Origin of the sequence: Roseicyclus sp. (genome assembly GCF_018402035.1) — a bacterium.
In the GTDB taxonomy this organism is placed as follows: domain Bacteria; phylum Pseudomonadota; class Alphaproteobacteria; order Rhodobacterales; family Rhodobacteraceae; genus Roseicyclus.
This window is the reverse complement of record NZ_JAGYJN010000013.1, coordinates 14,116-28,972: the sequence shown is the minus strand read 5'-3', so window position 1 is coordinate 28,972 and position 14,857 is coordinate 14,116. Positions and strand designations below refer to the sequence as shown.

At 62.7% G+C, this 14,857-nt stretch carries 14 protein-coding genes; 13 read left to right on the top strand and 1 reads right to left on the bottom strand.

The window, feature by feature from the left end; all coding sequences use genetic code 11:
• The 3 genes from KG698_RS13590 to KG698_RS13580 form a co-directional block, all read left to right on the top strand.
• Positions 1-956: hypothetical protein (locus KG698_RS13590; RefSeq protein ID WP_213686110.1), on the top strand; the 956-nt coding region annotated here is incomplete at its 5' end.
• Positions 956-2,893, top strand: coding sequence for a molybdopterin biosynthesis protein (locus tag KG698_RS13585; RefSeq protein WP_213686109.1), 1,938 nt, complete (start codon positions 956-958; stop codon positions 2,891-2,893). The genes KG698_RS13590 and KG698_RS13585, both read left to right, overlap by 1 nt.
• A gap of 29 nt (positions 2,894-2,922) precedes the next feature.
• On the top strand, positions 2,923-3,504 hold the full coding sequence (locus KG698_RS13580; RefSeq protein WP_300984044.1) for a DUF2478 domain-containing protein: 582 nt from the start codon (positions 2,923-2,925) through the stop codon (positions 3,502-3,504).
• A 129-nt stretch (positions 3,505-3,633) separates the two neighbouring features.
• Here the strand turns inward: KG698_RS13580 and KG698_RS13575 are convergent, their stop codons facing one another.
• Positions 3,634-5,583, bottom strand: a complete 1,950-nt coding sequence (locus tag KG698_RS13575) for a 4Fe-4S binding protein (protein WP_300984042.1) — start codon at positions 5,581-5,583, stop codon at positions 3,634-3,636.
• Positions 5,584-5,674: 91 nt separating this feature from the next.
• On the opposite strand from KG698_RS13575, the gene KG698_RS13570 reads away from it, so the two are divergent.
• The 10 genes from KG698_RS13570 (at position 5,675) to KG698_RS13525 (ending at position 14,779) form a co-directional block, all read left to right on the top strand.
• Positions 5,675-6,412, top strand: coding sequence for a biotin/lipoate--protein ligase family protein (locus KG698_RS13570; protein WP_213686108.1), 738 nt, complete (start codon positions 5,675-5,677; stop codon positions 6,410-6,412).
• The gene (locus KG698_RS13565; protein WP_213686107.1) at positions 6,409-6,960 is read left to right on the top strand and encodes a DUF6505 family protein; all 552 of its coding nucleotides are present in this window, start codon (positions 6,409-6,411) and stop codon (positions 6,958-6,960) included. Before KG698_RS13570 ends, KG698_RS13565 begins: the two co-directional genes overlap by 4 nt.
• Complete coding sequence (locus KG698_RS13560; protein WP_213686106.1) at positions 6,960-7,949, top strand: DUF6352 family protein; 990 nt, start codon at positions 6,960-6,962, stop codon at positions 7,947-7,949. Before KG698_RS13565 ends, KG698_RS13560 begins: the two co-directional genes overlap by 1 nt.
• Positions 7,950-7,961: 12 nt before the next feature.
• Complete coding sequence (locus KG698_RS13555) at positions 7,962-8,501, top strand: DUF3305 domain-containing protein (protein ID WP_213686105.1); 540 nt, start codon at positions 7,962-7,964, stop codon at positions 8,499-8,501.
• On the top strand, positions 8,498-9,127 hold the full coding sequence (locus tag KG698_RS13550) for a DUF3306 domain-containing protein (protein WP_213686104.1): 630 nt from the start codon (positions 8,498-8,500) through the stop codon (positions 9,125-9,127). The genes KG698_RS13555 and KG698_RS13550 overlap by 4 nt, the downstream gene beginning before the upstream one ends.
• 297 nt (positions 9,128-9,424) lie before the next feature.
• A complete protein-coding gene (locus KG698_RS13545; RefSeq protein WP_300984073.1) occupies positions 9,425-9,919 on the top strand; it encodes a molecular chaperone in 495 nt (164 codons plus the stop codon).
• Positions 9,920-9,978: 59 nt separating this feature from the next.
• Positions 9,979-10,194: a twin-arginine translocation signal domain-containing protein gene (locus KG698_RS13540; RefSeq protein WP_213686103.1), complete on the top strand. Its 216-nt coding sequence runs from the start codon at positions 9,979-9,981 to the stop codon at positions 10,192-10,194.
• Positions 10,194-13,163: a formate dehydrogenase subunit alpha gene (locus KG698_RS13535; RefSeq protein ID WP_213686102.1), complete on the top strand. Its 2,970-nt coding sequence runs from the start codon at positions 10,194-10,196 to the stop codon at positions 13,161-13,163. The genes KG698_RS13540 and KG698_RS13535 overlap by 1 nt, the downstream gene beginning before the upstream one ends.
• A gap of 15 nt (positions 13,164-13,178) precedes the next feature.
• The gene (fdh3B, locus tag KG698_RS13530) at positions 13,179-13,775 is read left to right on the top strand and encodes a formate dehydrogenase FDH3 subunit beta (RefSeq protein ID WP_213686101.1); all 597 of its coding nucleotides are present in this window, start codon (positions 13,179-13,181) and stop codon (positions 13,773-13,775) included.
• Positions 13,776-13,786: 11 nt separating this feature from the next.
• Positions 13,787-14,779: a formate dehydrogenase subunit gamma gene (locus KG698_RS13525; protein WP_213686100.1), complete on the top strand. Its 993-nt coding sequence runs from the start codon at positions 13,787-13,789 to the stop codon at positions 14,777-14,779.
• The last annotated feature ends 78 nt before the right edge of the window (positions 14,780-14,857 follow it).

Below are 14,857 nucleotides of genomic sequence, written 5' to 3'. Positions count from 1 at the left end.
TGGCGCTGCGCGATGTCGCCCCTGTTCCGGCAGAGCGCTTGGCAATGTCCGATGCGCTTGGCGCTGTTCTGGCCGAGGCGTTGCATTTCGCCAGCGACATGCCCCCAACGACCCAAGCCCTGCGCGAGGGCTTTGCCGTGACGGCGCTGGATTTGACAGGTGCAAGTGCGGATGTGCCAATCGCGCTGCATGCGCCTTTGCGCCTTTTGCCCGCCGATCTTTTGCCACCGGGCAGGGATGCGGTGTTGCCACCCGATGGTGTCGAAGCCACCCTAGCGGGGTGGGAGGCGATACGCCCGGTCAGCCCCGGCCACGGCGTGCGCCGCGCTGGTCATGACGGTCGCGCGGATACGCTGATCGCGCCTGCCGGTGCATGGGTGAGCGCGCGGCTTTGCCTTGTGGCAGAACTTTCGGGCCTGAGCGAGTGCAGCATTCGCCGTCCGCGCGTGTCCATCGTGCTGCTTGACCCAGTGCAGGCCGCTTTTGCGCGTCGCTTTTTGACCAATCTGGGCGCGCAGATCGTGGATGACGCGCCGCATCTGGTTTTGCGTCCGACAAACAGCACCCAGCAGCGCCTTGCGCTCTCGCCCGCCGAAACGGCTTGGCTGGCGCGCGAGGATGGTGCACTTGTGCTCAGTGTGCCGCGACGCTTTGATGGGATGGTGGCGGCTTGTCTTGCCTTGGCCGTGCCTGCCATGGCGGCGTTGAGCATGGCCACACCCCTTAGCCTTGCGCGGCCCCTGACCCGCAAGGTGGCGTCAGCGCTTGGCATGTCCGATCTGGTGTTGTTGACCCGGCAAGGTGAAAGCTGGCAGCCCGGCCCGGCCGGTACATTGACCTTGGCAGCCCTTGCCACGGCGGATGCCTTCGCCATCCTCCCGCCGGAAAGCGAGGGCCTTCCAGCGGGTGCGACGCTTGCTGGCATATCCCTTTCCTCTCCCTTTGGTCGAAGCTGATGCAAGACGCCTCTCCCCCCTTATCCAGCGCACCGCAGCAGGACCAATTCCTACAAATCTTGTCGCGTGATGCGGCAGAGGCGGGTTTTTTGGCGGCGCTGCGCCCCCGTCCGCTTGGGGTTGAAGAGCTGGGCCTTGATCTCCTGTTAGGGCGTGTTTTAGGGCGCGATGTCGCGGCCCCGGTTGATGCGCCGCCTTTTGATCGCGCGGTGGTGGATGGTTTTGCTGTACGCGCAGCCGATCTGTTCGATGCCTCGGATGCCGAACCCGTGCGCCTGCGCCTGAACGCGGAGGTGATCCATTGCGGCACAGCGCCCGGCTTGCCCGTCATGCCCGGCACCGCAACCCCCATCGCAACGGGTGGGCCGATCCCGCGCGGGGCCGATGCGGTGGTGATGATCGAACATACCGAGCCCGAGGGGGATGGGATCGCGGTCGCCCGCGCGCTGGCCCCCGGCATGTTTATCTCCTTTGCGGGGTCTGACATCGCGCGTGGCCAAACCTTGTTGCGCAAAGGCACGGTGATCGGCGCACGCGAGGTTGCGATGCTGGCCGCCGTGGGGCTTGACCACGCGCCTGTCTGGCGCAGGCCAAGGGTCGCGGTACTATCCACAGGCGATGAACTGGTCCAACCCGGTCAACCGCTCCGCCCTGCCGGGGTTTACGATTCCAACGGCCCTGTGATCGCGGCAGCACTGCGCGAAAATGGTTGCGAGGCGGTGCATCTGGGCGCGATCCCCGATGATGCCGAAAAGCTTACCGCTGCGGTGCAAGCGGCCTTTGCCGCCTATGACGCGCTGATCTTGTCGGGGGGAACATCCAAGGGTGCGGGTGATCTGACGACCAAGGTCATCGCGGGTTTGGGCGCGCCGGGTATCATTGCGCATGGCGTGGCGCTCAAGCCCGGCAAGCCGCTTTGCCTTGCGGTGTGTGACGGCAAACCGGTGGTGGTTTTGCCGGGGTTCCCGACCTCGGCCATGTTCACCTTTCACGAGTTGGTCGCGCCCGCGCTGCGGATCATGGCCGGATTGCCGCCGCATAGTACCGCGCGGGTTGCGGCCCGCTTGCCCCTGCGCCTGACGTCCGAGCTTGGGCGCACTGAGTTCGCCATGGTGGCCCTGACCGAAGGGCCAGATGGCCCGGTTGCCCATCCGGTCGCCAAGGGCTCGGGCGCGGTCACGGCCTTTGCACAGGCCGATGGTTTTCTGACTGTGCCTGCGCTTGTCGAAAGCCTTGCCCCCGGCACGATGGCCGAGGTCACGCTGTTTGGTCCCAGCATCGTGGCACCCGCGCTTGCCGTGATCGGCAGCCATTGTATCGGGCTTGATGCGGTCGTGGGGCGCTTGTCCGAGCAGGGGTTGCAGGCGCGCATCCTTGCCACGGGGTCACAAGGTGGGCTGGCGGCGCTGAAGCGGCGCGAATGCGATATTGCCCCCATCCATCTACTTGATCCTGCGACCGATACCTTCAACACCCCGTTTCTGGCCGATGGTATGCGGCTGATCCCCGGTTGGCGGCGTCTGCAGGGCATCGTTTATCGCCAAGGCGATCCCCGGTTCGAAGGGCGTGACCTGAACGATGCGCTGGCCGTCGCGCTGGCCGATGGTGATGCGATCATGGTCAATCGCAACCAAGGCGCGGGCACGCGGGTTTTGATCGACCGATTGCTGGCTGGGGCGCGGCCACAGGGGTATTGGAACCAACCCAATTCCCATAACGCGGTTGCGGCCAGCATCGCGCAGGGCAGGGCGGATTGGGGCATTGCCATCAAGCCCGTGGCCGAGGCGCTGGGCTTGGGATTTTTGCCTGTCGCCGATGAGCATTATGATTTCGCGGTCTGGGAAGACCCCCGCGATGGTGCGGCCATCGCGGCGTTCACGACCGCTTTGGCCCAAAGCGCGGGCGATTTGCGCGCGCTGGGCTTTGATCCGCGCTGACCCGCTGACGTTGACAAGGCCGCGCGCGCTTGCCTAAGCAAAGCAATGGCCGCTATCGCGGTGGCCTGCGCGGGGGGCGGTTGATGCTTGGCTATATCATTTCATCGGGGCGGGGCGCTGGCGACCGCTTGATGATCACGATCGCCGAAGGGCTTGGCGCGCGCGGGATCGCCGTTGTCGGTGCGTTGCAACTCAATGTCGAACACGACCCTGAACGGCATTGCCATATGGACCTGCGGATTTTGGGCCGCGAGGATGTGCTGCGTATCTCCGAGGATCGTGGCCGCCATGCGCGGGGTTGCCGTCTTGATCCGCGCGGTCTGGCCGATGCGGTCGCGCGTGTCGAAAGCGTTCTCGATCAAGGCCGCGCCACGATCATGCTGATCAACAAATTCGGCAAGCAAGAGGCCGAGGGCGGTGGCTTTCGCGAGGTGATCGGCCGCGCGCTGATCGCGGGCGTGCCGGTTTTAACGACGGTGTCACAGGGCAATCTTGCTGCCTTTCGCGACTTTGCCGAAGGGCTGGCCACCGAGGTGGCGGCCGATCCAGCGCAAGCCATCGCATGGTGTCTGGCAGCGGCAACCGACACACCCCCGGCCTTGGCTGTCTAAGGCACGATCAGCCGCTTAGAGCGTGTCGCGTTCTATCGCATTCACCGCAACAGGCGAACGCGTTATGCCTTGCAAACGCTGCCTCGCCTGTTGCGGTGAATACAGCGGATTGATCAAACGCGACACGCTCTAGGCAGGCGGCTCATGCGGGTCAAAGCCCGCCATCACCACTTCCTTAGTGCGGCAATCGTCGCACATCGTCAGCAGCCGCTTGCGCGCCGCGCCATCCTCGCCCGAGAACATCCAATGGCTATCAAGCCGATCGATCACGCGCCGGATGCTCGACCCGGTGCCAAAGCCTTTGCCGCAAGCGGTGCAGCAAAACGGCTCTTCTTCCTTGAGGATGCGCTTGGGGTTGGCCCAAGCGGCGAAATCCATCCGCGCCTCGATCGTGATTGCCTGTTCGGGGCAGGTTGCGGCGCAAATCCCGCATTGCACACAGGCGCTTTCGGTAAAGCGCAGCATCGGCTTGTCGGGATTGTCACCCAGTGCCCCGGTGGGGCAAGCACCAACGCAAGCAAGGCACAGCGTGCAGCTATCGAGGTTCAGCTGCACACTGCCAAAGGGTGCCCCTTTGGGCAGATCGATGCGCGCGGTTGGGCGCGGCGCGGTGCGGTTCAACTCTTCCATCGCCAAGGTCAAAAGCCCGCGCTTATCCTCGGGCGGCAGAAAGCTGGAGCGTGCGGCGCGGGCATCTGTGGCTTTGTGCCAAAGCGCGGTTTCCAACGCATCGGGATCATCGGTCTGAACAAGCGCGCAGCATTCTTCGGACAGCCCGGTTGCGGCACAGATCGCGCCCATAAGCTCAAGCGTGTTGGTCAGCCCGTCCAGCGGATGGGCGGGCCTGTCTTGGGCCAGAACACGCACCCCGCCCGCACCCCATGCAAGGGCGGCGGCCATGATTTCCGGGCCAATTTGGCTGGGTTCGTTGATTTGCACTGGAATGACATGGGCGGGAAGGCCACGGCCAAAACGCGCCATCGCGTCGATCAGCGCCGCACCATGCGTCTCATCGTGGAACAAGATGACAGGGGCGCTGCGGCCACCGGCTGCGAACCAAGCCGACAGGCCGGCGCGCAGCCGCGCGGCAAGGCTAGCCACCACAGGCAGCGCATAAGCGGCCGCACCCGTCGGACAGGCGGCCGCACATTGCCCACATCCTGCGCAGATTGCGGGGTCGATGACCACGCTATCGCCCGCAGACAGGATCGCGCCCGTCGGGCAAAGATCAAGACAGCGGGTGCATCCGGTCTTTTTGTTGCGCGAATGCGCGCAGAGATCGGGGATGAAATCGATATATTTGGGCTTGTCGAAGACGCCGACCATTTGCCCGGCTTCCGCCACCAGCGCCGCAACAGCGGCAGGGTCGCGCGGATCGGCGCGCAGATAGCCGGGGCGCGTGTGGTGAAACAACGCCTGCCCGCCGGTCAGATCCAGCACCAGATCACAGCGCGACACCGCGCCATTGCGCGCCGGGCCAAACTCTAGCCGCGCGCGCGATGATGGGGCAGGCGCGGCATAGGCATCAACGGTCAGCTCGAATTCGCCCATATGGCCAACGGCGCGCGCGATCTTGCCTTGCAGCACGGGCCATGTCGTCTGGCGTGGTGGGGCGACATCGGCACCCGGTACCAGCAGCACCGTCAAATCCAACACGCCCGACAATTGGCGCGCGGCTTCAAGTGCCACATCGTCCCGTCCCAGCAAAAGCGCCACGCCCCGGCTTTCAAGGCTGAGCGTCTCGAATGACGATCCTGCCGTCTCGGCCATCGCAAGCAAGGCGGCCATCTTGGGTGTGGCTTGCGCGCCTTCAGCCGACCAGCCCGCCGTTTCGCGGATATTGGCAAAGCGCAGCACGCCGGCAAAACCTGCGTCCTCGGCCACTTCGGCAAACAGGGGCGCCTCTTGCGTGCAGGCGACCGTAATTGTGGCAAATTCGCCCAAGGCCTGACGGAAATTATCGAGTTGCGCGCGACATAATTGGCTGGCGGGCTTGCCCGTCGCGCCAAGTGTTTCGGATGCAAGGCTCATCGTGCCTTCGCAGGTGCAGATCAGGCGGGTTTCTGGGGTCTGTGGCATGGGGCTTTCGTCTGGCGTGCGGCTGGACTATCTCAATCGCGGTGTAATCCGATCCTAAAGGAATGGGTAGCGCTCTCGGGAGGAAAAACGAATGTCGCATCAGATAGCGGATGATTTTGAAGGATCGAGGGTGCATCTGCCGCCCCCATTCACTTTGCATCGCACCACCCAGCGCGATGTGCTTGCCGCGGCGGTCGCTTTGGCGCCCAGCGAAGGGGCAGGGACGCTGGTGTTGCACCAATCCCCCGGCCTTTTGGCTTTCGCTGTGGTTTTTGAGCCAGAACAGCCCTTGGTTGAGGCACAGCTGGCCTTTTTGCTCGGGATGACCGCGCTTGGGGATGCGCTTGCCGCTCATTGCCCGCCCGAACGCCCGGTGCGGCTCACTTGGCCCGATCAAGTCACCTATGATGCCGCGCGCATCGGGGGCGGGCGCTTTGCCATCGCGCCCGGCACAGCTGATGATGCGGTGCCTGATTGGATGGTCTTTGCCGCCGAGCTGATCGCCGACCGCGACCAAATCGAAGAAGCGGGGGCATATCCCCAGTCCACCTCGTTGAAAGAGGAATCTTTTGACGCGGCAGAAGATATCCTTTCCACCTTTGCCTCTTACCTCATGCTGTATTTCGATCGCTGGGCGCATGAAGGTTTTGCGGCGGTGTCGAACCGTTACCTGATGCGGGTCGATCCGCCGCTGCTGCGCGGTGTGCGCCGGATCGACGGCGACCGGATGATCGAGATCAAGCCCGCAGGTGGCAGCAAAAGCTTCCCGCCGATCCGCGAGGCAATCGCAACGCAGGTTTGGCGCGACGAGAAGGGTCCAAAGCTGTGACACGGCTGCCGCGTACGATTCGGCTCGACCCGTCGGACAAGCATATTTTCGCGACCGCCGCCGAACCGGGGGAATGGGCCGTTCCGGGGACATTTTTGTTCTGGGATAGGCCCGCTGACAGCCTGTCGCGCAAAGAGGCTATCGCCTTTCGCTCGGGGTTTTTGGGTGTGGACAGCTTTGGCCATTCCACGCTTGTCACCGTGCAAGAAGCGCGTCCCGATGAGCGCGCCACCATGGTCGAGACCTTGGCGGGCCAGTTCGTGGCGCATTTGGGCGCGCCCTCCATCGACATCGCCCGCCCTGCCGCGGAACAGGAGGTGGCGCTGGCCGAAAGCCTTTGCGCCGAACACGGGATCGGCACGCTGATTGCGCTGCATCGCAAGCGGGGCGATGATGGCGATATCCGCGAGCAGTTCCGCACGCTGCGCCCGCGTGATGAGACCGCCTTTTCCGCCACCCATCTGATGGGCCATGACAGGGCCTTCCAGTTCTTCGAGGAAGAGGTGGAAGATCACGTTGATCTGTTTCAATTGCGAGGTCAGGACTGATGCCGGAATTTTGGGTTGCCTCGGGCCATCACCTTGCGCGGCTGGATCGCGCTGGGCGCATGCTGGTGACGGATGAATTGTTGCTGGCATGGCTGGCCCGCCCCGAGATTGTTCCCCCGCCCGAGGCTTGCGCCACCGAACGCGCGGTACATGCGCGCCTCATGGCCAAGCCGCGCAGCCCGGTGCCACCGCTGGAATTGGCCGCGATAGCCGATCCTGATGCGCGGGAGAATTGGGAGTTTTTCCTCACCTTGCGCGACCGCTTGGACCGCGCCGGAACCATCGAGGATGGCTATGCCGCCATCATGCACGAAGGGCTGCGCTTGCCGGTCGTGTTTCTGTCGCAGCTTGTGCAGCTGATCTTGCGCAACGCGCTGGATGGCTGCGACGACCCGCAGGTCTTGCGCGCCGCCGAATGCCTGTTCCGGCCGCAACGCGCGCATGTCAAAGATGGCGTCGTGCTTTTGGCTGATGAGGAGTTGGTCACGCTCTACGAGGCCGATATGCATGCCTCGCCCCTCATGGCGATGTTTTCAGGCGGGGTCGACAGCCTTGATGTGCTGGGTGGCGGCAACGAGTGGACCTATTGGTCGCGCTCGGATGCCCATACGATGATCTACAACTTCGGCGGCGATCCCGAGGCGCGGCGTGGCATGGCGGGGGCCTTGGCGGCCTTTATCCGCCACATGACCGGGGCCGAGGTGACGGTCACGCCCCATACGAAGGTTGAGGATGTGGACCTGCGCTGGTATGTTGGGCTTGATCCCAACGGCACGGCGATCGGCAATGCGCTTTGGCGCGGCCAAGCGGCACCGGCGACGTTGATCGGGGTTTTCCGCCTCGATTTCGCCGATCCCGCCGCCGTCCGCCCGGAATTGGCGGGCCAGCCCGTTTGGCTGTTGCTTGGCCTCGGGTCCGACGGGGCGGTGCGGATGAAGCCGCAGAATTTGCTGGCGGGGTTGCCGCTGGCAACGCCGGAGTTGCACTGAAAGGGACGACGCATGCCCAAGGAAATTCTTCGCCTCGGTGTTTTGGCCCAGCTTCGCCCGCCGGTCACACGCTGGAGCAGTGGTGAATTGCGCCCACTGATGGTGCTGCCTGCTGAACCGGCGGCAGCGCCGGGAACACGGCTGTCCAGCGAGGACGGGGTAGAGACATGGTATCTGGGCGGTCGTGATCTGGTTTTGTGGTCTGGCGATGCCAGTCACCATCAAGACAATCTCAACTCGGGGCGGCCCTCGGTCTGGGTGGCGCTGCGCGGGACCGATCCCGCCCGCGCCGAGGTTATCGCCGTTACGGTCGACCCCTATGAGGGCGAAGGCTTGGCCTCGGACCCTGAATTGATCGTGGATGCCGTCCCGATGCCCGAGCCGATTGCGCGCTCTGTCGCGGCTTTCGCGCAGGCACATTTCTTTGAAATGCCTTTCAAGAAACGCCAACGCCAATCCGTTGACCCCAACGCGATGTCGTCGCGCGCGCCCCGCATCTTGCAACCCGAAGATAAATGGGAAACCCGCAAGGGCCGGAGATCGGACCCATGAGCGACGCGACATCGGAGGGTTTTCTGGGTCGCTGGTCCCGCGCCAAACGCAACGCGGCGAAATCACAGCCCGAGCCGGAGGTCACGCCCGAACCCCCTGTTGAAACCAGCGCCGAGCCGGCCCCCGCGCCTGAGCCCGAGCTGCTGAGCCAAGAGGAATTGGACGCGCTGCCACGGATCGAGGATCTGACCGAAGGCAGCGATATTCGCACCTTTCTGCGCGCAGGTGTGCCGCGCCAGCTGCGCAATGCCGCGATGCGTCGGATGTGGATGCTGACACCCGGCATTCGCGATTACAGCGATCCGGCCGTGGATTATGCATGGGATTGGAATACGCCGGGCGGCGTGCCGGGCGATGGGATTGGCCCGTCCCCCGAGAATGCCGCCAAGATGCTCAAGCAGTTGTTCAAGCCGCAAGATGATGACGCGGATGAAACCGCGCCGCAAAAGGACAGCGCGACACCGCAAGTCACCTCTGCCCCCCCTGATGCGGAAGAGCAGGCTTCCCCAGCAAGCGAGGCTGACGCAGCCGCGGCGCACGAGATTGCGCAAACCGCCCCAGATGACCCAAGCCCCGCGCCCGATACCGCGCCAAGGCGACGACATGGTTCGGCCCTTCCGGGTTAAGTGTTTGTTGACAAAAAAGCTTTCCGATCATTTTGGCCTGATTGAATAATCGTGCTTTTCGGAGCTTCGGAAAATGCTGCAGGGAAATGACAAATTTCTCTTGCGTCTTGGACCCATTTCAGGTGCAATCGATACAGAGGCATGCTGCTGTATACACAGGTGGCATGTAGGGAGATTTATAAGAATATGCCTGCCAGCCAGCCGGGAAACCGGCCCGCCAGGGACGCTGAGAATCAAGCACGAAGCGAGATGTATCGTTTCGTGGCTTCGCTTCTTTCTGCTGCGCCCAATCAGGATATGATTGATGGTATCGCCGCGCTTACCGGCGACCAGACCCCTTTGGGGCAAGCGATTACGGCGCTCTCTGAGACCGCGCGCAGCACGCAGGCGGCAACCGTCGAGCGGGAATTTTTCGATTTGTTCATCGGGGTCGGGCGGGGCGAGCTCTTGCCTTACGCGAGCTTCTACCAGACAGGTTTTCTGAACGAGCGGCCATTGGCCGAGCTGCGCGGCGACCTCACCCGGCTTGGGGTGGCGCGCATCGAAGGCCGTTTTGAGCCCGAAGATCACATCGCCCTGTTGTTTGAAGTCATGGCCGATCTGGCATCGGGCGCGCTTGCGGTCGACGCCGGTATAGAGGCTGACTTCTTCGCGCGTCACATCGCGCCTTGGGCCGCGCAGTTCTTTGATGATCTTGCGATTGCGCCGAGTGCTTCTTTTTATCGACCGGTCGCAGAAATCGGCCGTTTGCTTGTGGATATCGAGGCGCGCGCGTTTTCGCTCGCAGCTTAGGGAATCGAATGCGGGTCGGACAGGTCAAGCGCCGCTCCGTTGTATGAAAGGGAAACGACATGACTAAGGAAAAATCGACACCGATTAGTCGCCGTGCATTTCTTGGCACGGCATCTGTCGGCGCTGCGGCAACTGTTGCCCTCGGTTCGGGTAGCGCACGCCCCGCCTTTGCACAGCAGACGGGCGACGAGCGGACGCGCGCGCGCTATCAGGCGACCGACCATGTCGAAACCTATTACCGGACCAACCGCTATTATCCTCGGGGGACCAACTGATGCTCGTAAAGCGCAGAAATGGTGACACCGCCTCGACCGGGCGCTTGTCACAGATGGCGGCAGCCGTATCGGCCCGCCCCATTGACCGTCGCAGCTTTCTGCGTGCGTCGGGTCTGACCGTCGGTGGCTTGGCCGCACTCGGCACGCTCGGCGCGGGCATGACCCGCCGGGTCGAGGCCGCCGGTTTCACCGACATGTCGCAGCCTATTGAGATCCGGACCAATATCTGCACCCATTGCTCGGTGGGTTGTACGGTCAAGGCCGAAGTGCAAAACGGCGTCTGGGTCGGACAAGAGCCCGCCTACGGCAGCCCGATCAACCGCGGCACGCATTGCGCCAAGGGCGCATCGGTGCGCGAGCTTGTGCATGGCGACCGTCGGGTCAAGTATCCGATGAAGAAGGTCGGCGGCCAATGGCAGCGCATCAGCTGGGACCAAGCGCTGACCGAGATCACCGACAAGATGACCGAGATCCGTGGCCGTTCGGGCGCAGATTCCGTCTATCTGTTGGGATCGGCCAAGTTCTCGAACGAGGGCGCCTATCTGTTCCGCAAATTCGCGGCCTTCTGGGGCACCAACAACGTCGACCACCAGGCGCGCATCTGCCACTCGACCACCGTGGCGGGCGTGGCCAACACTTGGGGTTACGGCGCACAGACCAACAGCTACAATGACATCCGCAACGCCAAGACCGTGATCTTCATGGGCTCAAACGCGGCCGAGGCGCACCCCGTCTCGTTGCAGCACATCCTTGAAGGCAAGGAAACGCAGCGCGCCAATGTCATGGTCTTTGATCCGCGCTTTACCCGCACGGCGGCCCATGCCACCGAATATGTGCGCTTCCGCCCCGGCACCGATATCGCGGTGATCTACGGGATGCTGTGGCACATCTTCGAGAATGGTTGGGAAGACAAGGAATACATCGCCCAGCGTGTTTGGGGGATGGATCAGATCCGCGAAGCGGTCAAAGCCTATCCGCCGGAAGTGGTCGAGCAGATCTCGGGCGTGAACGGCGATACGCTACGCCGCGCGGCTGAGAAATTCGCCAAGGAACGCCCCTCGACCTTTATTTGGTGCATGGGCGGCACCCAGCACACCGTCGGCACCGCCAACGTACGGATGTATAACATCTTGCTCTTGGCCACCGGCAACGTGGGCAGCGAAGGCACAGGCGCAAACATCTTCCGCGGTCACTGCAACGTGCAGGGTGCGACCGACTTCGGTCTCGATGTCGGCAACCTGCCTTGCTACTACGGGTTGGGCGCAGGTGCGTGGAAGCATTGGTCGCGTGTCTGGGAAGTACCTTACGATTACTTCGTGGGCCGGTTCGATGCGGTTCCCGCCAAGGGCGGCCGCGATGCGCGTACCCCGCAGCAGAACATGGAAGTACCCGGTATCACCTCGACCCGGTGGTTCGATGCGGTCACGCTCGACGCTGAGGAAGTCGATCAGCAAGACAACATCAAAGCGATGCTGGTCTTCGGTCATGGCGGCAACACCGTGCCCCGGATGCAAGATGCCCAGCGTGGCATGGATGGCCTCGATCTTCTGGTGGTGGCAGACCCCCATCCGACGACCTTTGCGGCGCTGCATTCGCGCACCGATAACACCTATCTCCTGCCGATCTGTACGCAGTTCGAATGCTCGGGTTCGCGCACCGCATCCAACCGTTCGGTACAGTGGGGCGAAAAGATCGTTGAGCCGATCTTTGAATCCGATACCGATTATTCGGTGATCTACGCGATGGCCGAGCGTCTTGGCTTTGCCGATCAAATGTTCAAGAACTACGAGATGGTTCAGGGCAAGTTCGGCATGGAACCCACGCCGGAATCTGTGCTGCGGGAAATCAACCGCGGCGGTTGGTCCACCGGCTACACCGGTCAAAGCCCCGAGCGTCTGAAGGCGCATATGGCCAATCAGGACCAGTTCGACCTGATCACGCTGCGCGCCAAGCCCGGCGCACCCGAAGAGATCAAGGGTGACTACTACGGTCTGCCCTGGCCGTGCTGGGGGACGCCCGAGCTGCGCCATCCGGGCACGCATATCCTCTACAACCCCCATCTTCACCCGATGGAAGGCGGCGGCGCGTTCCGCCCGCGCTTCGGTCTGGATCGCGATGGCGAGACCCTGCTGGCAGAAGGCAGCTGGCCCAAGGGCTCCGAGATCGAGGATGGCTATCCCCAGTTCACCTATGGTGTGCTCCAGCAATTGGGCTGGGATACTGATCTGACCCCGGCCGAATTGGCGACGATCCAGCGGATTGGCGGCAACGACCCCGAGGCGATGGCCAATGTGTCATGGTCCTTGGATCTTTCCGGCGGTATTCAGCGCGTCGCGCTGATGCATGGCTGCGTGCCCTTCGGCAATGGCAAGGCCCGCGCGGTGGCGTGGAACCTGCCCGACCCGATCCCGGTTCACCGCGAGCCGATCTATTCGGCGCGTCCTGATCTGGTGGCGCAGTACCCGACCCGCGATAATGGCCGTCAACAGCGGATGCCGAACATCGGCCATACGATCCAGACGGCCAATCTCGAAAACAAGATTGCGGAACAATTCCCGATCATCCTGACCTCGGGTCGTCTGGTCGAGTACGAGGGCGGCGGGGAAGAAACCCGGTCGAACCCGTGGCTGGCCGAATTGCAGCAGGATATGTTCGTCGAGATCAACCCGGCAGATGCATCCTCCCGCGGTATCGTGGATGGCGGCTGGGTCTGGGTGACCGGACCTGAGGGTGGATCGAAGGCGCGGATGAAGGCGCTGGTGACCGAACGTGTCGGCACGGGCGTGGCCTTCATGCCATTCCACTTCGCAGGCTGGTTCCAAGGTGTCGACCAGCGGGGCAACTACCCCGAGGGAACAGATCCGATCGTTCTGGGCGAATCCGTCAACGTAATCACAACCTATGGCTATGACCCCGTGACTGGCATGCATGAGGGTAAAGTCACCCTCTGCCAGATCGCTGCGGCGTAAGGGAGGACATCACAAATGGCACGCATGAAGTTCCTGTGTGACGCCGACCGCTGCATCGAATGCAACGCTTGCGTCACCGCTTGCAAGAACGAGCACGAAGTTCCGTGGGGCATCAACCGCCGCCGGGTCGTCACGATCAATGACGGTCTGCCGGGTGAGCGCTCGGTCTCGATGGCTTGCATGCACTGCACCGACGCGCCCTGCGCGGCGGTCTGCCCGGTCAGCTGTTTCTACACCACCGATGATGGTGTTGTTCTGCACAACAAGGACACCTGCATCGGGTGTGGTTATTGCGCCTATGCTTGCCCGTTCGGCGCACCCCAGTATCCGCAGACCGCCAATTTCGGCACCCGCGGCAAGATGGACAAGTGCACCTATTGCTCGGGCGGCCCCGAGCCGGACATGAGCCAAGCGGAATATGTCAAATACGGCTCCAACCGTTTGGCCGAAGGCAAGCTGCCGCTTTGCGCCGAGATGTGCTCGACCAAATCGCTTTTGGCGGGTGATGGCGACATCATCGCGGAAATCTACCGTGAACGCGTCATCACGCGCGGCTACGGCTCTGGTGCCTGGGGCTGGCGGACAGCTTACGGCGAAACCGTGACGGTATGAGGCACAACAAGATGGCAAACAAAATCTCACACTTGCTGGTCGCGCTAAGCCTTGTGCTGGGCTTGGCCTTTATGGCCCCGAGCGCACAGGCGCAGGTCAATCCGACGGAGCAATCCGTAAATGAAGGCGCTCTTCTCGAAGCGCTTGGCTCTGGCGGCAATGTCGCCGGTCGCATTACCATTCCCGACCAGAACGCCGGCTATCTGATCAAGCCCGACAATAAGCTGTGGGCGGCCCTTCAGGGCGAAACGCTGCACCAAATCTCGATCTGGGCCGTGATCGGCATGGTCGCGCTTTTGACCTTGTTCTACGTGATCCGGGGCAAGATCCGCGTCGATGGTGGCCTGTCGGGTCGCAAGATCCTACGGTTCAATACGATCGAACGCTTCGCGCATTGGACGCTTGCCTCGACCTTTATCATCTTGGCGCTGTCGGGGCTCAATCTGATCATCGGCAAGACCGTCATTCTGCCGCTGCTTGGGGAAAATGCCTTTGGTACGCTCAGCGCATGGGGCAAGATCGCACATAACTACCTTGCATGGCCGTTCATGGTCGCGCTGGTCATGGTGCTGTTGCTGTGGGTTGTTCACAACATCCCCAACCGGCTTGATGTTGAATGGCTGAAGCAAGGTGGCGGCTTGGTCAAAAAAGGTGTTCACCCGCCCGCGAAGAAGTTCAACGCTGGCCAAAAGATCATCTTCTGGGCGGTTATCGCCGGCGGTGCCGCACTGTCCTACACGGGTGTGATGCTGTTGTTCCCTGCCGTCGCAGGCACGCCCGCTGATTGGCAGTTCTTCCAGACGATCCATGCCCTGACCGCTGCAGTTCTGTCGGCGATCATCATCGCGCATATCTATATCGGCTCGGTCGGTATGGAGGGTGCGTTCGATGCGATGGGCACGGGCGAGGTGGACGAGAACTGGGCCAAGGAGCATCACTCCCTCTGGGTTGAGGAAGTGAAGGGTGCCAAGGCATCCGAGGGCCGCACACAACCTGCCGAGTGATATCGGTCTAAAAACTCGGTCGGCCCAGCGTAGAAAAACATGCGCCGGGCCGATCTTCGTCAGAGAGGTGAGGACGAC

What these genes read in the sequence shown, in the direction of transcription:
- KG698_RS13535 (WP_213686102.1), top strand. Translation starts at nt 10,194, where the DNA reads ATGCTCGTAAAGCGCAGAAATGGTGACACCGCCTCGACCGGGCGCTTG.
- KG698_RS13585 (WP_213686109.1), top strand. Translation starts at nt 956, where the DNA reads ATGCAAGACGCCTCTCCCCCCTTATCCAGCGCACCGCAGCAGGACCAA.
- fdh3B (WP_213686101.1), top strand. Translation starts at nt 13,179, where the DNA reads ATGGCACGCATGAAGTTCCTGTGTGACGCCGACCGCTGCATCGAATGC.
- KG698_RS13575 (WP_300984042.1), bottom strand. Translation starts at nt 5,583, where the DNA reads ATGCCACAGACCCCAGAAACCCGCCTGATCTGCACCTGCGAAGGCACG.
- KG698_RS13570 (WP_213686108.1), top strand. Translation starts at nt 5,675, where the DNA reads ATGTCGCATCAGATAGCGGATGATTTTGAAGGATCGAGGGTGCATCTG.
- KG698_RS13545 (WP_300984073.1), top strand. Translation starts at nt 9,425, where the DNA reads ATGATTGATGGTATCGCCGCGCTTACCGGCGACCAGACCCCTTTGGGG.
- KG698_RS13555 (WP_213686105.1), top strand. Translation starts at nt 7,962, where the DNA reads ATGCCCAAGGAAATTCTTCGCCTCGGTGTTTTGGCCCAGCTTCGCCCG.
- KG698_RS13540 (WP_213686103.1), top strand. Translation starts at nt 9,979, where the DNA reads ATGACTAAGGAAAAATCGACACCGATTAGTCGCCGTGCATTTCTTGGC.
- KG698_RS13550 (WP_213686104.1), top strand. Translation starts at nt 8,498, where the DNA reads ATGAGCGACGCGACATCGGAGGGTTTTCTGGGTCGCTGGTCCCGCGCC.
- KG698_RS13560 (WP_213686106.1), top strand. Translation starts at nt 6,960, where the DNA reads ATGCCGGAATTTTGGGTTGCCTCGGGCCATCACCTTGCGCGGCTGGAT.
- KG698_RS13525 (WP_213686100.1), top strand. Translation starts at nt 13,787, where the DNA reads ATGGCAAACAAAATCTCACACTTGCTGGTCGCGCTAAGCCTTGTGCTG.